We start from the raw sequence: 22,181 nt of genomic DNA, 5'->3' as shown, positions 1-22,181 counted from the left end.
CTACCTATGATCCCTGGAACCTGGGCCTTGGGCCTTCTCAGCTATCTCTGCAGCGGCTCTCACCGCAAGTACATAGCTCAATGCTCCAAAACCAGCAATCTGCCCCAGTGAAACCGGCGCGGTTACTGATTTATGTCTGAATTCCTCGCGCGCATGTATATTCGATAGATGAACTTCAATGGCTGGTATGCTGACTGCAGCAAGCGCATCTCTAATAGCGATACTGTAGTGCGTGTATGCACCCGGATTTATTATTATGCAATCAGCGTTGCCGACAGCCGCCTGTATCTTATCCACAATTTCTCCCTCGTGGTTGGATTGAAAGAATTCAGTATCCAGACCATAGCGGGAGGCTTCCTCATTAATCCGCTCGTTTATTTCATCAAGGGTTAGAGTTCCGTATACTTCAACCTCGCGCCTTCCAAGCAGATTCAGGTTCGGCCCATGAATCACAAGAATCTTTGCCATCCTATACCTCTTTCAAAAAATCTCTAAGGGTAGAGACCAAAAACTCTTCATCGATGTTTCGCACAACTGGATTGCCAATTCCATCTAAGAGAACGAAAATGTGGCCTCCTCCAACCCTCTTTTTGTCCCTCTTCATAACGCGAACAAGATCTTCTGGTTTTGCAGAAGAAATAGATGCCGGAAGGCCGTACGCCGATATCAACCTTCTGTGAAGCTCGACGTCAGCTTCCGTTAGCATCCCGAGTCTCTGGCCAAGCCTCGCAGCAAAGACCATACCTATTGCAACCGCCTGCCCATGTGGATAATCATATTTAGTTATAGATTCAATAGCGTGCGCAAGAGTATGTCCGTAGTTCAGGTAAGCCCTTATTCCAGCATCTCGCTCGTCCTGCTCAACAATCGTACCTTTAATCGCACAGCACATCTTAACTACTTCAGCCAGAGTATCCATTTCTTTGTCAAGTATTTTCTGCTTATTTTCCTTTACGAGACTTAAAAGCGGCTCTCCCTTTATGAAGGCATACTTGATTACTTCAGCCATACCCCCCGAGAACTCAGTCGCAGGAAGAGTTTTTAGCGTAGCAACGTCTATATAAACAAACGATGGTTGGTAAAAAGCACCAATCATGTTCTTTCCAAGCTCATGGTTTACAGCAACTTTCCCTCCTACACTGCTATCGACCTGCGCGAGTAAAGTAGTAGGTACCTGGACAAAGGGCACTCCCCTCTCGTATGTAGCGGCCACAAAGCCCGCCAAATCTCCAACTACTCCTCCGCCACATGCGATAATAACATCTTTCCTCTCAAAGCCTTTGCTTATCAGCTCGCCATAGATCCGCTCTGCAATACTCAGTGATTTTGCATTCTCGCCATCCGGAACCAGTATCAGCTCATAATCAACCGCCTCCGATATTAAAGATTCAGTTATCTGATTCCCATACAGGTCCCACACCGTTGAGTTGGTGATTATAGCTGCCTTTGCATGCTCAAACCTCTCTTCAAGCTTCTCTACGAAGCCGTGAAGAATATTGTCGCCAATATATATTGGATAACTTCTTGTACCAAGCGATATATTAACTACCTGCTTTATCAAGCCTAACACCTTTGCCTATAATCTCTTAGTTCTAATTCTTTTATAACTAATTCAGCCGCTTCGCTTGCCGTTCTTCCGGTGGTGTCAACGACTATATCTGCTACCTCTTGGTAAACAGGCTCTCTTTCTTTAAGTAGCCTATTTATCTCCGCCTGCGGGTCATCTACCTTAAGAAGCGGGCGCTCCCTTCCGGTGTTGCCTACCCTCCTATAAATTTCCTCTGGTTCTGCCTTCAGATAGACAACTAACGAACCTTGCTTTAGGAGCCTTCTGTTTTCCTTCTGGATGACGATACCACCACCACAAGATATCACTGCAGCTGTGCTTTTGAGGACATCTTTTAACACCGCGGCTTCTATTCGCCGGAATGTATTCTCACCGTCCTTCCTGAATATATCCGAGATCGTCCTTCCGGTCTTTTCCTCTATGCGCTTATCAACGTCGATATATGAATATCCAATCCTTTTTGCAATAATATTACCGATCGTACTTTTACCGGAGCCCATAAACCCGACTAACGCGATGTTTTTCAATCTTTTAACCTCTTCAAATAAAAATTGTAAGCAGCCTTTATATCCTCTAATGCATCACTGCCAAACTTATTTAGTAATGCCTTTGCCAGCTCAAAGGCCACTACCGCCTCTCCGATAACCGCAGCAGCCGGAACCGCGCACACATCCGACCTCTCTTTTACTGCATCTGCCTGCTCTTTTGTATTGATATCCACTGTTTTGAGCGGCCTCATCAACGTCGGAATTGGCTTCATGGCTGCCCTTACGATTATGACCTCGCCATTAGTCATACCGCCCTCAATGCCACCTGCGTTATTAGTCTTCCTGAAATAGCCTCGATCTTGGTCATAAAATATCTCATCGTGCGTTTCCGAGCCCTGGCTATATGCAGCATTAAAGCCCAAGCCTATTTCAACACCTTTGATGGCCTGAATAGACATAACCGCTCGGGCAATATTCCCATCGAGCTTTTCCTCCCACGATGTGTAACCGCCTAGGCCTGGTGGGCACCCGTAAACAAGGACTTCAAATACCCCGCCAATAGTATCTTTAGCCTTTCTTATCTCTTCAATTTTCTCTACCATTTTGACAGTCGCTTCTGGGTCAAAGCATCTTGCCGGCGACTCGTCTATTTGCTCAAGGTCATGTGGAGCTGGCAATCGCTCAAGGTTTGCCCTTACATCCCCGATAGAGATAACGTGACTTATAACCTTTATGTTGAATTCCTCAAGAAGAATTTTAGCAACCGCGCCTGCAGCCACCCTTGCTGCGGTCTCACGTGCGCTTGAACGCTCCAGAACATTTCTAATATCTTTCTGCCCAGTTTTCTGAATGCCGCTTAAATCAGCATGTCCCGGCCTTGGTTGGGTAACCAGCTCAATCGCCTCAATACCAGCGACTTCCTCAACTGACATCTTAACCTGCCAATTCTGCCAGTCTCGGTTATCTATCTTCATCGTGATCGGTGACCCAAGAGTCTTTCCAAACCTTACTCCGCTAAGGATATCAGCCCTATCTCTCTCTATTTTCATGCGCCCGCCCCTGCCAAAGCCCAACTGCCTCCGGGCAAGCTCTTTATCTATTTTCTCAGCAGTAATCATAAGACCCGCTGGAACTCCCTCTACTATTGCAAATAAAGCAGGCCCATGCGATTCGCCTGCGGTTACATATCTAAGCACTTAAAATACCTCTCCATTTTTAATAAGTATAACTTATCATAAATTCGTTTTTGGTTCATCGTTCATGGACCTCAAGGTAAAGCAAATTCCCCCACTTATTTACTAATGGGTGGGACTTCTCCCACCCATTTGCTCTATAATTTGCTTTTCTTCTGGATTCTAGACCCTCGCTCCTTCTTTTTCTTACCTTAACCTATTACTTTACAATCGTATCTCCAATCTGTAAGCTAAGCCTTGAGTCACCATATATCAACGTTATGTTACTCGTCCCAATATCCTCAACATAAAAAGGCGAGCTATCGATTTGGTCCCCTGTTTTAACAACATACTGTTGTCCTCCATAGAGCACGGTAGCATATTTTTCGCCGCCCTGGTCATTGATGCTCTGCAGCGATAGCACATCTACAGAATTCTCGCTCGAGCTGGTAGCTGTCGCGGTATTATTTTGCCCGACAGCCGCCGCAGTAGTCACCACTACATCCAATGGCTTAAACGGGTCATTATAATTTGATAAATCAGCACCTACCACTAAGTCAGTTTCCGCAGTATCACTTGTCACTGTCTGGCTGCTTTCTGTCTTGGCGACAGTGCTGGGCGACGTTTTCTTTTCCGTAAGGTCATTTGAGGTAGGCGCAGGGCTGTTATTTGAAACTGGAAATGCGAATGTCATGACCATCATTATGACTAGAATTAGTAAAACCAGCACCAAACCTGCGGCAAGCCCTTTTCCTTTTGGTGTTTTTATTATTTCCTTAATGTTTCCAGACGATGATTTTTTAGCTCTTGCACCCATTTCAACCACCATTATTTATTGGTCATGCTCTGACTGACCCGTACTGTTTGATCAGCCGCACCCGAACCCACCTGTGCGCTTTTTGCCGGTGCCGCTGTGGTCGAAGTCTCTTCGCTTCCCATTGTAAAAGCGACCAACCCTGTATTCATCGTAAGGTCCGGATATTGCTTTACTTTTATGTCTATTGTCGATGTCTTTAGCATTCTCTGCGCCTTCTCTATTCTTTTCAGGAAATCGATAAGCGCGATATAACTTCCCTCAACGGAAACGCTTATCTGCAATTCACTGAACTCACCTTTTGAAGTTAGCTGGCCGGGCTTTACCGATACAAGGTTAACACCCGCATCATTGGCTATATCCTGTAGCTGGGTGATAAGATCTGGTAGCTCAGCCCTGATTGGCATTTTATCCTGAATCTTCACCAGCTCTGCCTCGACATTTGCTGCGTCTTTTTTCTTCTGCTCAAGCACTTCTAAGGTCGTTTTTGACGTTTTGATCTTTGTCTCTTCTACCAACTTTTGATTTTCCAAATCTGCGAGCTTCCCGGTTTGCGGCTGCCATGCCAGAAAATAAAATCCGACCAGCATCAAAATCAGTACCGCAACTAGTATTAATATTTGTCGTTTAGCTACTGCACTGTTCATACTATCACTTCCCGGAAGGATTGGACGGGGCAGGAAGCATCGGCATTTTTTTGAACTTTACTGTGCTTACAAAGTTAATTACGTTGGCCTGTTTATCTGACGAAGTCAGCCATACTTCCGGCTCAGGATGAATCTTCGCAAGTTGTGTAAGCCAATTAGCCACCGGCTTGTGCCCTAAATCAGGATTATCATTAATATCAAGAGCTTGGCCATTAAAGGTTATTCCATCTGAATTGCCGCTTAGCGATACAAGCGAAACGTCACTTGGCGTTACTACCATTAACTCCTCAAGTGTTTTAGACCATACGATTTGCCCACTTATAGCTTTATCTAATATAGCTTTTTTATCCTGCACTTCTTTAAGCTTCTGCTCATATACTTTTAGGGATTGGATAGCCGCCTCCATCTTTGCCGTCTGCCGCTTCAGCATTGAAACCTCGTTTTCTGCATTTCTGATACGCCATGTGTTATAAGCGTAAAGACCGCCTAGAAGAACGGCAAAAACAACTATGCCAAAGATTGCCAGAAACACGTACTTTTCTGTCTTTTGCTTATCTTTAATGTCCCTTGGAAGAAGATTTATGTGTATCTTTATCATTTATCGATCCCTCTCATTGCTAAACCAAGGCAAATGGCCATAGAAAGTTCTTCTTCCTCTATATTCATTTTCTTCAGCTTGCTGCTTAGTTGCACGCTATGAAGCGGACTGCCCATAACAGCCTCTATCTGAAGGTTATCCTTAAGATGATGCATAAAGTTACGCAGCTTAGCCCCACCGCCAGTAACAATTATTTTATCTATGCTTTTAACCCTTGTAGCCTGGACAAGGTAATAATCCAGTGACCTTCTAACTTCCGCAATAAACTTTATCATCTCTTGCTCAAGTATGTTATGTACTATATCTACATACTGCTGCATATCAGGTGTAATATCGGGAATTTTAACATCCTCTTCGTTTGTAGCCCATTCAGGTGTTGGTAGGCCAATGCCAATTTTTAGGTCTTCCGCGTCCTCGTAAGATATCCCAAGCTGGTCAATTAAAGCCTCGGTGAAAGTATCTCCACCGATGCTGCTTATTCTTGTGAATCGCGGAGCATCGCCTTCAACCACGACAATATCAGTTAAATTCGAGCTCACATTAATAAGCGCGGTAGCACTGGGGTTTTCAGTATCTTCCAAAAAAGCTTTAAAGCCGTTGCTCATAACACTTCTCGCAAAAGCCAGTGACGATACGTCTATGACTACCGGCTTGAGACCTGCCCCCTCAACCGCAGCAACCACATTCTCAACCATATCTTTTCGAACGGCTACAATCAGGACATCCATCATGCGCTCGCCCTGATCGTTTTCGTGCTCAGATATAATCTGAAAATCAACTACCGCTTCCTCTATAGGTATTGGGATATAATCGTTTGCCTGAAACTGTAAAGCGCTTCTAAACTCGGCTTCGCTCATATAAGGCATCTCAATTACCCTTACGATTACCTTCTGATTCGCCAAGCCGACCACTACTTTTTTCTCACCGACCCTGTGCTCGCGCCATAAATTGGAAAGTGCCTGGGAAACTCCGGTTACATCGGTGACTTCGCCTTCGTTGATCAAACCAAGGGGAGCCTTAAGGCTTGCATATTTTATAAGGGTTGGTTTACCTGAGGATGGCTTAAGTTGAGCTATCCTAAAAGTGCTACTTCCAATATCCAAACCAACAGGGGCAGCCCCTCCGCCCAGGTTTAAAAATCCCAAAACTTACCTCCTACATCTGAGCCTTAAGTTTTACTGTTTCCTTATCTACGTTCGGGACGGGGCCTGCTGCAAACCTCACCGGTTTTTACAGCACTTTTATTTTTCATCGGATAAAGACTCGTGAACTTTAGCTTTTTAGGGATTATTTTGCTTCGCGCCACGAAGCTGTCATTGCCATAAACTTCGTGCTGCCAGGCAGAGATGGCGGAAGAAATGAAGGCAGACTATCATCCGTATATAGATGGCAGTTATTGGTACCATACGCAAAATTCAAAGTGCCAGCGATCATACTACCTACAAAGGTTGTATTGTTTTGTACGAGGCTTACTTTTTTGGCGGCAAATAGCGCACCAGCAATATCCGGGTTATCTCTGCCTGTACCTCCGCAATGCTGAACATCTGCTGTAATCTCCTCATTAGTAACCAAGCCCAGAACATGTGCGCTATCCATTACTCCTGCGCTTGCTGGTATAAGCTTGCCTCTTATTGTTATATTGCCGTTAACAATGAGGGTGCCCCGCCCATCGTATACAACCGTGTCATTTTTGCTATCTCCGATAACCAGGTTCCCATCAACATAGACAGTGCCCATCACATGCAGTTTCTTGCTTCCCCCGCTGGTATCCCATCCAATACCGCACGTAGAACTGCCAAAATTGCTGACCGAGCTATCGAGATGATATGTATGCCTGAGGTCTACATCCCCCATGGCCACACTTCCATCATCATCAAGTACTTTATAGCCGCCCGAAATATTTGGGTCGACCGATACATACGTATCTCTATAGTATGTGCTGGGAAGCGGCGGCACACTTGATTCTGATTTCGCTATATTTCTATAGCTCTCCATTGAATCCATAGGCGGCACCTCTATATCAGGGCACTGGTTTGAAAGCTGACTCAAAAAGACCTGGCTTTGGTTTGGATTATCTAATATTCGCAATCCATCTTTATCGACTATATCGCCATTGTTTCCGGATGGCTCAATATACGCACTTATAGGACTACCGGGTAAACCAAGCGTAGCCGAGTTATTTAAAAGCACGAGCGAGCCAGTTTTTATAAACAGGGGTCCTCCTGTGATCGCTGAGTTACCGGAAAGTTCAACATTTCCGCGCACATAAAAAGGACCATCGACCGATGCGGTACCGAGGATACCGTTGCCCCCTGATGCCAGGGACTTATTGCTGCCTGTAGCTATGTTCATATTCCACATCGAGAAATTAAATACTGTAACTTTAATTTTCCTGTGGGCATTCCCATAAGTTCCAGTCGATTCAACTGTCCAATACCAATTCTGACCCATGTCTTGAACTGCGTTAACCTCTGCAGTACCACCATTGACAGTTATGGTAAATGTTTTAGGATTCATTGAGTTGCCAAATTGTTCAAGTTGCCAGAGAGCCTTTTGAACACCCGCCTCTGCTATATGCAGCGCTTCTGTAGAATCCCGATCATGCGATGACGAAACGAGCTCGTTCTCAGAGATGGCCACAGCTGCAAACGCCAGCGTCGTCAGGATTAGCATGACCCCGAGCACTACAACCATCGCTATTCCTTTTTCATCCTTAAACAGAGAATCCCTCATTTATACCCCTATTGACTGTTACGAAGCGTTGCCTTTGTATAAAGCGTAAAAGCACCGGGTGGCCTGTTTGTATCAGTATCAATAATTAAGTTAATGCCCATTTTGCAGGTCTTGGTCTTTCTCGACGCCGTGTCGGTCGTCATGGCCATGCCGTATTGGTCGTAGTAGATAAAAAGCGGTTGGCTTAAAGCCACATTTCTGACCCCGAACGCCAACTCTTTTGGACTCCCGCCATCCTCCTGTCTATATAGACGATAGATCCCAGCTGCATCCTGTTCTACGTAGTACTTTACCTCTTCCCATATATTGTCATCATCCAGGTCAGCCCTAATATCGACCTCATAGTCATTCGCTGTTATGAAACTCTCGGTCATCCGCAAGTCTTTAGTCATCAGCATCTGGGCCAGCCTGCCGCTTCTTTGCGCATCTGCCTGCCCACCAGAGGAACTGTAGATGGTCTCAGCTCCGTCATATATCACATAAGCACCGCCAATTATTACGGCAAGCATCGCCATATAGATGACCAGTTCAACAAGCGACAATCCGTTTTCATCTCTTTTTGCCTCCAGTAAATAAAACATACTCATCCCCGTTTAGTAGTCACCGTCGTTACTATGCTCTGGTTCACCAGATTGCCCTGATAGTATGCCTTGATCTGGTACTGATAAGTTGCGTGACCCGACGGCAGGCTATCGGTATACTCATAAGCTGAACCTGATAAACTTGCACGTACAGTACCATTTCGCACCACGTCGATCCGATCTACTAAAATACCTGCCGGCACTCTATTCCACTCAAGCTCGACGCTCTTTTTGTTGCCCTCAATCTCACTTGTTAGGTTAAACTGTGTTATCCCGGTAACTATATTGCTATCAGGTGAAGTCCGACCTCCAGGACTTACCGCCACAACATAATATTGATAGGTCGACCATTCCGCCAACCCCACATCCGTAAAAGTGGTTACAGTAAAGGTTGATTCGGTTAACAGGTCAAAACTACCGGTTAGACCTGGCCCTTTACGATAAATCTTGTAGCGTGTGATTTTATCTAAACCATCGTACGAAGGATCCCAATTTAAAATAAACTTATCTCTATCTTGCGGCACTAGAACAAGATTTGTTGGTGCCAGCGGAGGATATCGGTCTATAACCCAGTAAATGCTTTTGGCATCCCTGTTTCCGTGTGCATCCCAAACTTCAACCGTTACCTCGTGCGTACCTTCCCCCCAGAGATAATCCCCTGTATCGGTATCGATAGTTTGCGGATTCCAATAACATATTGGTAAATTCTCAAACTGGTTTGTCGGGTTTATATCATAAAAGCCACCGTTTGGCGTCTTTAGCCCTACAAAGAAACGCATAGTAACAAGATCGCCGTTCGGGTCAGTGCCAACGGCTTTTAGGGGTATAATGCCACTATCAAACCAAGCTTTATATGGTGAGTTATCCGTGCCAAATACTGTACCATCAGGCGGCATTTTATTAGCATCCAAAACCCCATAATTTCCAAAAATAAAGTTGACAGTTGGCGGGTCTGTCTTCTTTTGCTTACTCTTTACATACGTGACTACACTTAGAGTCTGCGGCGTATTGTTTATAGTCCAGTGGATGGTCACATTGACCTGCTTATAGTCTTTGGATCCGTCAGAATCAGTATCATCCGCTCCGGTGCCATCAGCTAGGTCGTCTACCCACAGAACATCGTAGTTTATGGTATAGGTAATGCCGCCAACCGTACGCGACTCCTCTGCCGGAATAGAACCATTGGCATCACGGCCTATTATGCCCACGAGTTCATAATCTCTAGATCTGATTTCCTCTATAAGCTCATTAGCCAATTGGGTAGCCGAGGTAGAGAGCTTGCTGCTTGTCACCGCCCTAACACTTACGGTCAAAAGCCCAAGTAGCGCAATCAACACTAACGACATTATCGTCATCGCTATTAGTGCTTCTATAATGCCAAAAGCCCTCTCATCCCGCAGCTTTCCTAACATGCGGCTGATAACAGGCATACTATTCCCCTTTTCTATACTATTTGTATCGGTAAATACTGGGAGTTTCTTGATAGACTATTGGGCCATTAAGGTACGGGCATTAGACCATTCTGGCTATTGCAGCCCTGCCAGCGAAAGATATCCATGCCAGAGCTGAGGTCCGAAAAATATGGTTAGAATCGCGCCTGCGGCGAGGAATGGTCCAAACGGGATCATATCCTGCATACTTCTCTTTCCTAGCACAATGAGAGCGATTCCAATTAATGCGCCAAGAAAAAAACCTATGAAAAGCGCAACAAAGACGTATCCACCAAGGTAAAGACCCATAAAAGCTGCAAGTTTGATATCGCCGCCGCCCATCGCCTGTTTTTTAAATATGAGGGGTGCAAGCGCGGCAATCAGGTACAGGGAGCCTCCGCCAGCAAAAAATCCTGCTATAGCCCATAATGGCCTAATTCCAGCGATTACTGGCAAAGATGCTATTTTGAGCGGGCAAAGAATCAAGAATGCAAAGCTTACAAGCATAGATGGTAAAAGGATTTTGTCCGGGATAAGACGGATATTAAAATCGATAACCGAGAGCACAATCAGCACGGTCACAAAAAATATCCCAAGTACCATCCGGTTGGATACGCCATATTGCCAGTATATGCTAACCCACAAAATACCTGTTAAAAGCTCAACAACTGGATATCTAAGGCTTATTTTTTGACCACAGCTCCTGCACTTTCCTCGAAGGATAATATAGCTTAGTAGCGGTATGTTATCCCACGGCTTTATTTGCGACCCGCAGGTTGGACAATGAGAAGGCGGGTAAGCTATGGATTCACCTTTTGGTATCCGGTAGGCACATACGTTTAAAAAGCTACCAACAACTAAACCAAATATAAAAATTACAATCGAAAGAATGGTTTCCATATTAATAAGTATCGGTTAAACAATTAACAATTTAAGCGCTTTAAAGCTCAAAAAGGGCGGCTTAGCTGCCGCCCTTTTTTAATAGCCTAGAGGCTATTTTTAACAGCCGTTAGGCTAATTTTACCCTTTTACGGTGCCAGCACGTGCGGCCTTGTTGGATCATTCTCCCAGGTTGGGCAATGAGCTGTTCCTGATGAATCAATAGTATAAGGGTCTGCTTTGGTGCCATCGGTCTTTGGTTTTGGGCATTGAGGTACTGCCTTTAGATAGGTTGGAGACAGAGCGGCAACTGTTGTAGGCACACCACCATTATCAGCCCTATAAGTTGATGCAGCACCCTCGATGGTCCTTAAGTTTGCTTGGCAGGTCCTTTGATAGGCAGAATCCCTCGATGTATTAAACACCGGAATAGCAATGGCAACTAAGATGCCGATAATAAGGATTACGACCATTAACTCGATTAAGGTAAAGCCTTTGTCATTTCTAAGATGTCTCACTCTTCTTCACCTCCCATTAGAAGCAATCTATGTAGTCGGAACAAAAAGAAAAGGCGCGTCTTTTTTGCATATAGCCACTTGCCTGCGCCTGATAAAGTGGAGCTCGTCTAAAACGGCAACCCGGCCGACTCGAAGAGTCCCGTGGCTTTGCGTCCCCATCTCACGATGGGTTTGCCTCTTTCGTTTTTTGTACTATTTGTATCGGTAATTACTGGAAATACTTTAGGGTTAATTTGTTATGTTTTTCCATTACAATGGCTCTTGCGGATACGCCTTAATAAAACCAGTTATGGTGCCTAGTGCTACTTAATAAGGTTAATTACCTGGAACATCGGCATGTATAGACTGATAATGATACCGCCAACGATGCCGCCCATCATCATAATCATCATCGGCTCAATAATAGATGTTAACGCATCGACCATGCTTGATACCTCGTCGTCATAAAAATCGGCAATTTTTGAAAGCATTGAGTCGAGTGCGCCTGTCTCTTCACCCACCGATATCATCTGAACAACCATCGGAGGGAAGACCTTTTCTTGCGATAAGGGTTTTGCTATGGTTTCGCCCTCTTTAATGCTTACGCGTGCGTTTCTTACTGCACCAGCGATAACAGTGTTGCCTGAGCTATCTGCTACGATATCCAGGGCTTGAAGTATTGGTACACCGCTTGCCATAAGTGTGCCTAATGTTCGGGTAAACTTTGATACCGCCATCTTCCTTATAAGGCTGCCAAACACCGGTAACTTAAGCTTCATCCTATCGAGATTGCTCTTTCCGACAGGCGTTTTTGCATAGTATTTAAACCCATAGCCCGCACCAACAAGAGCAGGAATTATAATAAACCAAAAACTCCTGATAAAAGAACTTGCCCAAAGGAGCATCTTTGTTGGAAGCGGCAATTGACCACCCATGCTATCAAACATGTTTACAAAGACTGGCACGACAAAGGTTATAAGAACAATAGTTATCAAGATCGAAAAGGCAAACATTGCCGTCGGGTATGCCATCGCGGATTTTATCTTCGCTTTGATCGATGCTTCTTTCTCAAAGTGCTCGGCAACCCGGTGTAGCACGGTATCGAGCACACCGCCGGCTTCGCCTGCTTTTACCATGTTAATGTATATCGGCGGAAATGCGGAAGGATGTTTTGCCATTGCTTCTGATAGGGCTTTTCCTCTCTCTACGTCTTGCAATACCTCAGCGATTATCTTCTTTAGCGGCTTGCTCTCGGTTTGTTCCTCTAGGATACCTAAACACCTGGTAAGAGATAGGCCGGCGCTCACCATAGTAGCGAACTGGCGGCTGAAGATTATTACATCCTTGGCTTTTACTCTATTGGAAAAAGGCAGTGTTATTTCTTTTTGAGCAAGGCTTTTCTCTTTTAGCTCCACTACGACATAGCCCATCTGACGGAGCTTTGTCGCAACCATCGTTATACCATCGCCCTCTATCTGCCCATTTATTAACTGCCCCTTATTGTCTCTTACCTTATATACAAATGTTGTCGCCATTAAGACCCCCAGGTTTGCCCTGATCTCCTATTTAATAATTCGACAATCAAAAATCGTAAATCCCTAGGCTGTACGGCCCAAAAGCTGCTTGATCTCATTTGGATCACTTGCCTTAGTAACAGCCGTCTCAAACGATATCTTTCCGTATCTATAGAGGTCGGAGAGACACTGGTCCATTGTTATCATGCCGTTTTTCTGTCCTGTTTGTATCGCGTTATATAGCTGGTGAGTTTTCCCTTCGCGAATCATATTGCGAATACCCGGAGTTGGCAGCATGACCTCGTAAGCAATAACTCGTCCTGTCCCATCAATTGTTGGGAGAAGCTGCTGACAGATAATACCCTGGAGTGTGCCCGCAAGCTGTATCCTTACCTGTTGCTGCTGGTGCGGCGGGAATACATCAATAATCCTATCTATTGTCTGCGGAGCGTCTTGTGTGTGAAGCGTCGCAAAAACCAGGTGCCCTGTCTCAGCTGCAGTTAGGGCCGCCGAGATCGTCTCCAAGTCCCTCATCTCACCCACCAGAATTACATCCGGGTCTTGGCGAAGGACATATTTTAAAGCGTTTGCAAAGGATTTAGTGTCTGAGCCAACTTCTCTCTGATTTACTAGTGATTTTTTATGATTGTGTATGAACTCAATCGGATCCTCGATTGTAATTATGTGGTGCGATTTCGTTTCGTTTATGATGTTTATGAGCGATGCAAGCGTAGTTGATTTACCACTACCTGTGGGGCCGGTAACTAGGATCAGACCTCTTGGCTTCTTGGCCAGAATTTCAAGCGATTGAGGGAGCCCAAGTTCCTCTAACGTTCTTATTTGCATTGGAATTATCCTTAAAGCGGCCCCAACGTTTCCCCTCTGATAAAACACGTTTACCCTGAACCTTGCGTGGCCAGTAAGCGCATAGGAAAAGTCGCACTCGAGTTGTTGCTCGAGCCTGTCCTTGTGCTCCTGATCCATAATGCTGTATAACAGCGTTTTAGTATCCTCAGGGGTAAGCTTCGGATAATCAAGCGGAACAAGGTCACCGTGTAGCCTAATCATTGGGGGCGATCCAACTGTTATGTGAAGGTCGGATGCTCCCTTCTCAATTACCTGCATCAACAAATCATTAATATCCAGCAATTTTTAGCCTCCTGATAACTTCTTAAAGGGGTTTCCTTAAATATCGGAATTGATGTGGGATTGCTTAAGCCCTGTAAACTCTGTTGGTGATTTATCGATTTAAAAATCGATAACTGGAAATCGTAAATAGAAAACTAAACAATGACTCTCATTATCTCCTCAAGAGACGTGATGCCGAGCTTTACCTTTTCGTAGCCATCTTGTCTCAGGGTTTTCATACCTTCCACAATTGCAACACGCTTGATTTCTTCAACCGTTGCCCTCTTTACGCATAGTTCCTCAATCGCCTCACTAAAAGGCATTACTTCATATATTCCTATCCTGCCTTTATAGCCCGTGCCGTTGCATCTTGGGCAACCATTTGCCTTATAGAGCGTGATTTTTTCCCCGTCCCGGAGCGGAAAACCTATTCTCTGAAGCGCTTCAATGGAAGGCTCGTAAGGCTCCTTACAGTCCGGGCAAAGACGCCTGGCCAAACGCTGTGCTTGAACACACTCAAGAGCAGATGATGTCAAAAATGGTGCAATGCCCATCTCTGTGAGCCTGCTTATTGCGCTTGGTGCATCGTTGGTGTGAAGCGTGGAGAGGACCAGGTGGCCTGTTAGTGCTGCCTCTATCGCTATCTGAGCAGTCTCTTTGTCCCTTATCTCACCCACCATTACAATATCTGGCGATGCGCGAAGAACCGCTTTGAGCACCTTCGCAAAAGTCAAACCCGCCTTTGTATTAACGTTCACCTGATTGATGCCGGGCAACCTGTACTCTACCGGGTCTTCCACGGTGATTATATTTTTATTGCTGCTGTTTAGAATATTTAAAGCAGCGTATAGCGTTGTTGATTTTCCGCTTCCTGTAGGTCCAGTTACCAATACGGCGCCATAGGGTTTATTAAAAGAGGATTTGAATTTCGAAAGACTATCTGGCAAAAATCCAAGGTCGTCCAGGTTTAGAAGGATGCTTTCTTTTCTTAATATCCTTAGGACGACCCTTTCGCCATATATTGTGGGTAGCGTCGCCACACGGAAATCAACAACATTTCCAGCAACATTAAGGTCGCAGTGTCCATCTTGCGGCACTCTGGTTTCGGCAATATCTAGGTTGGCCATGACTTTTAGTCTCGAGATAATGCCCGCCTGGATATGTTTAGGTGATCGCATTACCTCTTTGAGAACGCCGTCCACCCTGTATCTTACGCGCAGGTCTTTCTCTTGAGGCTCGATATGGATGTCGCTAACTCTTTCATTTACCGCCTTGATGATAAGCGTATTTACCAGCTTTATTACAGGAGCTTCTTCTGAAACTGCCCGTATTTTTGACAAATCTGCCTGCCCATCTTCTGGGTCAAGACCGCTTATTTCCTCCTGGATTACTTCAGTTGCCTTATAGTAATGGTTGATAGCCGCCTCTATCTCGCTTTCGAGGGCGGCTACGGTTTTTATATCGCGGCCAGTTACCATATGAAGGTCGTCGGATATAAGCACATTTATAGGGTCTGCCATTGCAACAACCAGTTTCTGGTTCTCAAAATCTATAGGTATCGCTTGGTATCTCCTCGCAAAAGCCTCCGGCAACAGGGAAACCGCCTCAGGATTAATATTGTACTCGCTCAAGTCGACAATACTAAAATCTTTAATTCCTACGAGCTCACTAATGGCTGATGAGCTAACAAGGCCGCTGCTTACCAAAGCCTCTATCAAAGACATGTCACCATTTACCCGGGATTCTATAACAGCTAAGTCATCTTGCGATACTATCCCTTTCTTCACAAGCAATTCTGCCATTATCTGATCAGATTTCTCTGTTATCATATAATTAACCCCTGTTTAGGCTACATTGTAACCCTTGCTATTTCTTCGATTGAGGTAAGACCAGACCGTACTTTTTCTAGACCATCCTCACGCAACGTTCTCATCCCTTCGCTTATCGCGATTCTATTGATATCTTCAACTGTGAATTTGCCAACCAAAACCCTCTCTATACTTTCGGATACGCTCATGACTTCGTAAATTCCTATACGTCCTTGATAGCCAGTGTTTCCGCAGAACTTGCAGCCCCGCGCCCTATATAGCTCCACCGGTTCGGAACCATCGATTTTATAGCCCGCCTCTTTTAATTCCTCTTTTGTAGGCTTGTAAGATTCCTTGCATTTCGTGCAAAGCTTTCGCGCAAGCCTCTGGGCTACTATGCAATCAACTGCAGAAGACACCAGAAAAGGCTCTATCCCCATCTCTATCAACCTTGTGAGTGTTGCAGGGGCGGTGTTTGTGTGAAGCGTGGACAGGACAAGGTGGCCGGTAAGAGCCGATTCGATAGCTATTGTAGCCGTCTCTTCATCTCTTATCTCACCGATCATTATGATATCTGGGTCGTGGCGAAGGATCGATCTTAGCGCGCTTGCAAAAGTCAAGCCCGCTCTTGTGTTTACCTGTACCTGATTGATGCCTGGCAACCTGTATTCAACCGGATCTTCAACAGTAATCAGATTCTTCTCTGTTGCATTAAGTATATTCAGGACAGAATAGAGCGTTGTCGTTTTACCGCTTCCAGTTGGTCCGGTGATAAGTATAGCCCCATAAGGTTTGCTGAATGATGCTTTAAACTTTTCAAGCGAGTCGGGCAAGAATCCTAAATCATCAAGTGCAGGCATGCTGCTGCCTTTCTCCAATAGCCTTAACACTACTTGCTCTCCATGTATAGTAGGTAAGGTAGCTACACGGAAATCGACATTCTTTTTGTCGATTACCAGCCCAAAACGCCCGTCCTGAGGCAACCGGCGTTCGGCAATGTCTAGACCCGACATGATTTTGATCCTCTGGATAATGCTGGCTTGGACATGTTTTGGTGAGCGCATAACTTCCTGCAACACGCCGTCTATTCTGTACCTAACCCTTACTTCTTTCTCCTGAGGCTCGATAAAAATATCGCTGGCTCCTTCTCTGAAAGCTTCGGTTACTATCAAGGTCACCAGCTTTACTACCGGAGCGTCCTCAGAGTTTTCGTCAATTTCTAAGTGATCTGCCTTTTGGTCAAAGTCGCTATCTATATTTTCCAGTGCTTTCTGGACGGCGATATCACCAGTTCTATACCTGCTTATCGCTGTAAGAAGCTCACTCTCTGCTGCAACCACAGGAACAATCTCGTAGCCTGTCATAACACGCAGATCATCTATCGTGAAAATATCAGTCGGGTCGGCCATTGCAACAACCAGCTTGTTGTCCATGAAATCTATAGGTAAAAGCTTGTACCGCCCTATATGCTCGCTCGATACAAGTGATAATGCTTGCGGATTAATCTCATAGCTTGCCAGATCGACAAAATCGATATGTAGCTGTTTAGCTACGTTTCTTGCTACATCGGCTTCAGAAACTGTATTTAGGTCAAACGTCTCCAATGCATCTGCATTCTTGGTCATGCTCTTGGTTTCTTTACCCAGCTCAACGTCTTCAACAAGCACAACCTCATCTATACTATCTAAACTTATACTTAGGTCCTTTGTGCTATTGATATCTTCAACAGCAGCTGCTTTTTGCCCATCTGCTCGATCATGACTGAGAATATCCTCACTGCTTATATTAATGAGCGATTGTATATCGTTTCCTATGATGTTATGAAGCTCTTGCGTGGTACTTTCGTCTGATGTTAGTAGCGGGTGTTTTTGATCCTCAGTTTTGGTTGTCCCGCTCTCGTTTATCGGATCCTGTACATTATCAGGTATAATTACGTCGATATCTTTTTCTGCTGTTTCTAGTTCTATCTTCGCTTCTTCTTCTTCTGCTGCTGCTTCTGAATCTGCTGCTTCTACTATTTCTGCTTCTTCCTTTGTTTCCTCTTTTTCTTCTTCCAATTTAAGTGAAGGCGTCTTGACATTAAATTTTTCATCTATCCTATCTGCCCCTATCCAAAGTTCTTTATTACCCTCGCCATTTACTGTTAACTCTTCTTTGCCATCCAATGCTGTATCTTTAGCCGCAATACCGTCTGCCTCGCTTGGAAGTTTGCCTTCACTCAACGGTACCGTACTTATTGGTTCGTAGCCTATTTCTTCAATCTCGTCTTCCTTACCGGCGCCTGCATACTTATTTATGGCTTTTTGAAGCGCGCTATCTGTTGTAACAACCGGTACAACATAGTGCCCGGTCGCTATATTAAGCTCGTTTATAGCTGCAATATTGGTTTTTCCGGATATTGCAGCAATTATACGGCCTTCCTCAAATCCAACCGGAAGTAAGTGATAATGTCTAATCTCTTCCTTTGATATAAGCGATACCGCTTTTTCATCAATCTTGTATGAGCAAATATCGATAAATTCTATATTTAATTGCTTGGCTATCATTCTTGCTACTTTTTCCTCATAAATATCTTCTTTAGAGCTTTTCTTTTTCTGCGGTTCTTCACCTGGAGTTTGCCTGGCGCTCTTGGGGCTAAAGACGTCTTGCTCTAAAATATGGCGCTCCTCTGTTTTGGTTATGTAGCTATCTATACTGGCAACATTAACCAGCGGTGAGCTAGATTCGTCTAAATATGAGCTATCAATGGGTTGGTCATTGTTTGGGAAAGGAACGACGTTGTCGCCAGCATCTGCTTCTTGAGACACGCTCTGGCCATCATCCTTGCCACCATCTTCTGGGATGTATGTATTGATAACAACCTCAAGGTCGTCTTCTTTATTAAGATATTCCTCAGATGAACTATCGTTAGTATTAAATTTAAATGGGTCTTTCTTGTTCTTTCTCTTAAACATTTTCTGGCCGTTCTCCGCTTTTTAGCCCATGAATCAACGCCTGACGCATCTCATCAATCGGCGCGGAGACACCAGTCCATATCTCAAAAGCTTCGGCCGCTTGGTAAACAAGCATGCCAAGCCCGTTAATAGCGCGGGCTCCTTTATCTCTTGCTGCTTTTATTAGTGCGGTTTCTTGTGGCGTATAAATAAGGTCGTATATAAAATGCTCTGCATTTATGTACTTTAAAGGTACCGGCAGGAGACCTCCGCTTTCCTTCATGCCGACAGGCGTAGCATTTACGATTAGTTCTCCCTTTTTGAATATATCGGCCAGATTTTCTTCAAAAGTAAGAGTTTTTACCAAAATGTACCTGTTTGCATCAGTTATGCGGGTTTTTACGTCTTGGGCTTTCGTGGCGGACCTACCGATTACAGCGATCTCCCGAACGCCGGCCTGCGCCAGGGCAACCGCTACAGCTTTTGCTGCACCACCTGTACCTATAATAATCGCAGTTTTATTAGCGGGATCAAACCCCTCTTCCATTAGTGAATTTAAAAAGCCTGCGCTATCGGTGTTGTACCCAATAAAGTACCCATCCTCGTTGTTTATGGTGTTTACAGCACCTATCAGCCTGGCTTGCTCCGATAATCCATCCAGCATATTTAATACGGCCTCTTTATGTGGCATGGTAACGTTTACGCCCTTGATATTTAAAGCTTTTAAGCCCTCTATTGCATTTTTTAAGTCCTTTTGCTCCACCACAAACGGCACATATACGTAGTTCAGGCTACATATATTGAAAGCCCTGTTGTGCATCAAAGGCGATAATGTATAAGTTAGCGGATATCCAATTATCCCGGTTACCTTGGTTCTTCCGGTGATTCCGTTCATTTTATATCCTTTTGCCCAGCTACTGGGATTTTTCATCAACTTCAATTTACGGCTTTCGCTTCTGCCAACGCTTTATTATCCACCGTTCCAGATAGCGCAGAAGCTTTGTATGAATCCCATCATGATTACTCATCGGCATAACTAGAATCGTACGTAAGCCTGCAACATTTCCGCCTAAGATGTCGGTGAAGATTTGGTCGCCAACAACAACGGTCTCATGTTTTTCAGTGCCAAGTACATTAAGAGCACGTTTAAATGCACCCTTACGGGGCTTTGCAGCCCTGGCAACAAGCGGCAGCTCTACCTGCGATGCTACATTGCTTACCCTTTGCTTCCAGTTGTTTGATAGTATGCAGGCGCGAAAACCTTGTTCTTGCACTTTTATCAGCCAGCGCTTCAAATCATCGGTGACTGTTGAGCTATTGCGGGCAATGATAGTGTTATCGAGGTCAAGGATAATACCCTTAATCCCGTTTAATTTCAGACGAGTTAAATCGATATCAAATATCGAATCATAATAATGATCTGGTAAGAATCTTTTTAGCACCGCCACTCCCTACAGCAAATCCTTACGGCAATTTATATTATCCTATAGCTATTATCCTGTATTACGATTTTTTTAAAGCTCGTGCGGCCATAGAACAGCCGAAACGGTGTAGAAGGGATTTAACCCCTGTTGTCTTCGGCGCCGTTAATCGCCGTTAACTACTGACTATATAGCTTAATAACTATAGATTGCCATAGCCTAATTTCTACTTCGCGATTCTCCGTCTAAGAATCGCATATGATGGCCAGGGCTCGGGTGATGGTATCCCTACCTTGTAACCGGCATGAGAGACTTCTACCGGCTCAAGTATATTATCTTCGCCAAGGTTCACCATCATTGGAATCCTGTAATCTTTAACCAGGCCACTTGGGCTTAATATCTCAATCGGCTCATCTATGCTTAGCCTATTTCTTACAACTATCATGACCAGCCCATTGGCCTTATCATACCCATCTACAAGCCCTACAAAATCATGCGTTTTTTCGTAGCGCGCGTAGTCGAGTATCTCTTCTCCCTTGTTTCCAAGGAAAAAACCGGTTGAATACTTGCGGTGGCTTACCTTCTCTATCTCCTCAAACCATTCAGGGTCGGGCTTGTAATTATCAGGGTCTTCAAAATAGCGGTCGATGGCTTTACGATATATCTTAGTTATAGCAGCTACGTAATGCGTACTCTTCATTCGTCCCTCTATTTTAAGGCTTGTCAGGCCGCATTGCACAACCTCAGGGATATGACCTATTAACGCTAGGTCTTTAGAATTGAAAAAATATGTGCCTTTCTCATCTTCTTGCACCTCATAATACTGGCCCAGCCTCTTCTCCTCCATGAGATAGTACTTCCAACGGCAGGAATGGGCGCAATCCCCCCGGTTGCCATCTCTGCCAGCCAGAAATTTGCTCATAAGGCACCTTCCCGAGTAAGAAATACACATAGCTCCGTGAACAAAAATCTCGGTTTCTATGCTGCTATTTTTCGATATTTCAGCTATTTCTTTTGCCGAAAGTTCGCGCGCAAGAACCACCCTTGAAGCACCTTGGGCAGCCCAAAAATCGGCCGCTGCGGTATTGGTAACATTTGCCTGAGTGCTGATATGTATTTTTAACTCTGGAGCCACCTGCTTTACGAATGCAAGTACCCCGGGGTCCGCAATGATTACCGCATCAACGCCGGCACCTGCAAGGTCGGACACGTAGTGTCCTAGGCTGGCAAAATCGGTATCTCTGGCAAAAATATTCAGCGCGACATAAAGCTTCCTGCCTGCCTCGTGAGCAATCCTAGCGGCGATTTTTATATCATTTATTGAAAAATTTCCGGCTTTTGACCGCAGGCTGAAATCACGTCCGCCCACATAGACCGCATCGGCGCCGTAAGCTATTGCGTATTCAAGCCTTTCCATGTTGCCCGCCGGGGATAAAATCTCCGGCTTTTTCATACGCCTTAATCCACCTCACCCTGCCATCCTCCTTCACGAAGAGGAAAAAGGAAGATTAAAAAAACTGCTGTGGCATAGTTTTCCTAAACCACTAGCCGAGGCTAGAAGCCTCGGCCGGTAAATTAATTCTATTACAGCGATAATTATTTATCTTAGATTTTACAGCAGAACATTTTCTACCGCTTTTACCCCCGGAATCATTTCCTTCAGGGTCTGCTCGACATAATGGGTCAATGTCATCTGCGACATCGGACAGCCAGCACATGAACCCAACAACCTTACCTTAACGACTCCATCCTCGGTAACATCTACAAGTTCGATATCTCCACCATCCGCCTGAAGGGCGGGCTTTATGCGTCCAAGCGCTTCCTCAACCTTCTCGCGCAATTTGTTCACCTCCCGGGCTCACTTCTAATGTAATTATCTATGCTAGCATATAAATTTGCAAATAAGAACATAAACCCAACCAATGATCAGCCCCTTGCAAAAGATTTTTAAATTATATCCATCCTAGCCCC

General features: G+C 44.8%; 21 protein-coding genes and 1 riboswitch. All 21 genes read right to left on the bottom strand.

The annotated features are described in order from the left end of the window. On the bottom strand, window positions 1–468 hold the full coding sequence (gene aroQ, locus K6T91_04040; protein MCL6471962.1) for a type II 3-dehydroquinate dehydratase: 468 nt from the start codon (window positions 466–468) through the stop codon (window positions 1–3). A 1-nt stretch (window position 469) separates the two neighbouring features. Beyond that, window positions 470–1,561, bottom strand: coding sequence for a 3-dehydroquinate synthase (gene aroB / locus K6T91_04035; GenBank protein ID MCL6471961.1), 1,092 nt, complete (start codon window positions 1,559–1,561; stop codon window positions 470–472). A gap of 2 nt (window positions 1,562–1,563) precedes the next feature. Further along, window positions 1,564–2,094, bottom strand: coding sequence for a shikimate kinase (locus K6T91_04030; protein MCL6471960.1), 531 nt, complete (start codon window positions 2,092–2,094; stop codon window positions 1,564–1,566). Further along, window positions 2,091–3,251: a chorismate synthase gene (gene aroC, locus K6T91_04025; protein MCL6471959.1), complete on the bottom strand. Its 1,161-nt coding sequence runs from the start codon at window positions 3,249–3,251 to the stop codon at window positions 2,091–2,093. The genes K6T91_04030 and aroC overlap by 4 nt, the downstream gene beginning before the upstream one ends. A 196-nt stretch (window positions 3,252–3,447) precedes the next feature. Beyond that, window positions 3,448–4,044, bottom strand: a complete 597-nt coding sequence (locus tag K6T91_04020) for a hypothetical protein (protein ID MCL6471958.1) — start codon at window positions 4,042–4,044, stop codon at window positions 3,448–3,450. An 11-nt stretch (window positions 4,045–4,055) separates the two neighbouring features. Beyond that, a complete protein-coding gene (gene pilO / locus K6T91_04015; protein MCL6471957.1) occupies window positions 4,056–4,688 on the bottom strand; it encodes a type 4a pilus biogenesis protein PilO in 633 nt (210 codons plus the stop codon). 4 nt (window positions 4,689–4,692) lie between these two features. Next, window positions 4,693–5,286, bottom strand: a complete 594-nt coding sequence (locus K6T91_04010; GenBank protein MCL6471956.1) for a hypothetical protein — start codon at window positions 5,284–5,286, stop codon at window positions 4,693–4,695. Then, window positions 5,283–6,431: a type IV pilus assembly protein PilM gene (gene pilM / locus K6T91_04005; GenBank protein ID MCL6471955.1), complete on the bottom strand. Its 1,149-nt coding sequence runs from the start codon at window positions 6,429–6,431 to the stop codon at window positions 5,283–5,285. Before pilM ends, K6T91_04010 begins: the two co-directional genes overlap by 4 nt. 142 nt (window positions 6,432–6,573) lie before the next feature. Next, window positions 6,574–8,019, bottom strand: coding sequence for a pilus assembly PilX N-terminal domain-containing protein (locus K6T91_04000; GenBank protein ID MCL6471954.1), 1,446 nt, complete (start codon window positions 8,017–8,019; stop codon window positions 6,574–6,576). 8 nt (window positions 8,020–8,027) lie between these two features. Then, window positions 8,028–8,600 carry a prepilin-type N-terminal cleavage/methylation domain-containing protein gene (locus tag K6T91_03995; GenBank protein ID MCL6471953.1) on the bottom strand — a complete coding sequence of 191 codons (573 nt, stop codon included), beginning with the start codon at window positions 8,598–8,600 and terminating at the stop codon, window positions 8,028–8,030. A gap of 2 nt (window positions 8,601–8,602) precedes the next feature. Further along, on the bottom strand, window positions 8,603–10,030 hold the full coding sequence (locus K6T91_03990; GenBank protein MCL6471952.1) for a fibronectin type III domain-containing protein: 1,428 nt from the start codon (window positions 10,028–10,030) through the stop codon (window positions 8,603–8,605). A 96-nt stretch (window positions 10,031–10,126) separates the two neighbouring features. Beyond that, window positions 10,127–10,930: a prepilin peptidase gene (locus K6T91_03985; GenBank protein ID MCL6471951.1), complete on the bottom strand. Its 804-nt coding sequence runs from the start codon at window positions 10,928–10,930 to the stop codon at window positions 10,127–10,129. A 128-nt stretch (window positions 10,931–11,058) separates the two neighbouring features. After that, entirely contained in the window at window positions 11,059–11,427 is a 369-nt protein-coding gene (locus K6T91_03980) for a prepilin-type N-terminal cleavage/methylation domain-containing protein (GenBank protein ID MCL6471950.1), read from the bottom strand. Window positions 11,428–11,538: 111 nt separating this feature from the next. Beyond that, a riboswitch (cyclic di-GMP riboswitch) is annotated at window positions 11,539–11,613 on the bottom strand. Window positions 11,614–11,729: 116 nt separating this feature from the next. After that, window positions 11,730–12,941, bottom strand: a complete 1,212-nt coding sequence (locus tag K6T91_03975) for a type II secretion system F family protein (GenBank protein MCL6471949.1) — start codon at window positions 12,939–12,941, stop codon at window positions 11,730–11,732. 63 nt (window positions 12,942–13,004) lie between these two features. Continuing rightward, window positions 13,005–14,045, bottom strand: a complete 1,041-nt coding sequence (locus K6T91_03970) for a type IV pilus twitching motility protein PilT (GenBank protein MCL6471948.1) — start codon at window positions 14,043–14,045, stop codon at window positions 13,005–13,007. A gap of 158 nt (window positions 14,046–14,203) precedes the next feature. After that, window positions 14,204–15,850, bottom strand: a complete 1,647-nt coding sequence (locus K6T91_03965; protein MCL6471947.1) for a GspE/PulE family protein — start codon at window positions 15,848–15,850, stop codon at window positions 14,204–14,206. A 47-nt stretch (window positions 15,851–15,897) separates the two neighbouring features. Next, on the bottom strand, window positions 15,898–18,810 hold the full coding sequence (gene tadA, locus K6T91_03960) for a Flp pilus assembly complex ATPase component TadA (GenBank protein MCL6471946.1): 2,913 nt from the start codon (window positions 18,808–18,810) through the stop codon (window positions 15,898–15,900). After that, window positions 18,803–19,684, bottom strand: coding sequence for a shikimate dehydrogenase (locus tag K6T91_03955; protein MCL6471945.1), 882 nt, complete (start codon window positions 19,682–19,684; stop codon window positions 18,803–18,805). Before K6T91_03955 ends, tadA begins: the two co-directional genes overlap by 8 nt. 46 nt (window positions 19,685–19,730) lie before the next feature. Beyond that, on the bottom strand, window positions 19,731–20,231 hold the full coding sequence (locus K6T91_03950) for a YqeG family HAD IIIA-type phosphatase (GenBank protein MCL6471944.1): 501 nt from the start codon (window positions 20,229–20,231) through the stop codon (window positions 19,731–19,733). A 205-nt stretch (window positions 20,232–20,436) separates the two neighbouring features. After that, window positions 20,437–21,663, bottom strand: coding sequence for a U32 family peptidase (locus K6T91_03945; GenBank protein MCL6471943.1), 1,227 nt, complete (start codon window positions 21,661–21,663; stop codon window positions 20,437–20,439). A gap of 159 nt (window positions 21,664–21,822) precedes the next feature. Continuing rightward, the gene (locus K6T91_03940) at window positions 21,823–22,050 is read right to left on the bottom strand and encodes a NifU family protein (protein MCL6471942.1); all 228 of its coding nucleotides are present in this window, start codon (window positions 22,048–22,050) and stop codon (window positions 21,823–21,825) included. Window positions 22,051–22,181: the final 131 nt, after the last annotated feature.

The sequence above is a fragment of the Bacillota bacterium genome, from assembly GCA_023511485.1.
In the GTDB taxonomy this organism is placed as follows: Bacteria; Actinomycetota; Aquicultoria; order Aquicultorales; family Aquicultoraceae; genus CADDYS01.
The sequence above is the reverse complement of the archived record's forward strand: the minus strand, read 5'-3'. Positions and strand labels throughout refer to the sequence as shown.

Coding starts and splice junctions, on each gene's coding strand:
- K6T91_04000 (MCL6471954.1), bottom strand. CDS start 8,019: ATGAGGGATTCTCTGTTTAAGGATGAAAAAGGAATAGCGATGGTTGTA.
- pilO (MCL6471957.1), bottom strand. CDS start 4,688: ATGAACAGTGCAGTAGCTAAACGACAAATATTAATACTAGTTGCGGTA.
- K6T91_03995 (MCL6471953.1), bottom strand. CDS start 8,600: ATGTTTTATTTACTGGAGGCAAAAAGAGATGAAAACGGATTGTCGCTT.
- K6T91_03970 (MCL6471948.1), bottom strand. CDS start 14,045: ATGCAGGTAATTGAGAAGGGAGCATCCGACCTTCACATAACAGTTGGA.
- K6T91_03965 (MCL6471947.1), bottom strand. CDS start 15,850: ATGGCAGAATTGCTTGTGAAGAAAGGGATAGTATCGCAAGATGACTTA.
- tadA (MCL6471946.1), bottom strand. CDS start 18,810: ATGTTTAAGAGAAAGAACAAGAAAGACCCATTTAAATTTAATACTAAC.
- K6T91_04010 (MCL6471956.1), bottom strand. CDS start 5,286: ATGATAAAGATACACATAAATCTTCTTCCAAGGGACATTAAAGATAAG.
- K6T91_03975 (MCL6471949.1), bottom strand. CDS start 12,941: ATGGCGACAACATTTGTATATAAGGTAAGAGACAATAAGGGGCAGTTA.
- K6T91_04020 (MCL6471958.1), bottom strand. CDS start 4,044: ATGGGTGCAAGAGCTAAAAAATCATCGTCTGGAAACATTAAGGAAATA.
- K6T91_03955 (MCL6471945.1), bottom strand. CDS start 19,684: ATGAACGGAATCACCGGAAGAACCAAGGTAACCGGGATAATTGGATAT.
- K6T91_03945 (MCL6471943.1), bottom strand. CDS start 21,663: ATGAAAAAGCCGGAGATTTTATCCCCGGCGGGCAACATGGAAAGGCTT.
- K6T91_03985 (MCL6471951.1), bottom strand. CDS start 10,930: ATGGAAACCATTCTTTCGATTGTAATTTTTATATTTGGTTTAGTTGTT.
- K6T91_03990 (MCL6471952.1), bottom strand. CDS start 10,030: ATGCCTGTTATCAGCCGCATGTTAGGAAAGCTGCGGGATGAGAGGGCT.
- aroQ (MCL6471962.1), bottom strand. CDS start 468: ATGGCAAAGATTCTTGTGATTCATGGGCCGAACCTGAATCTGCTTGGA.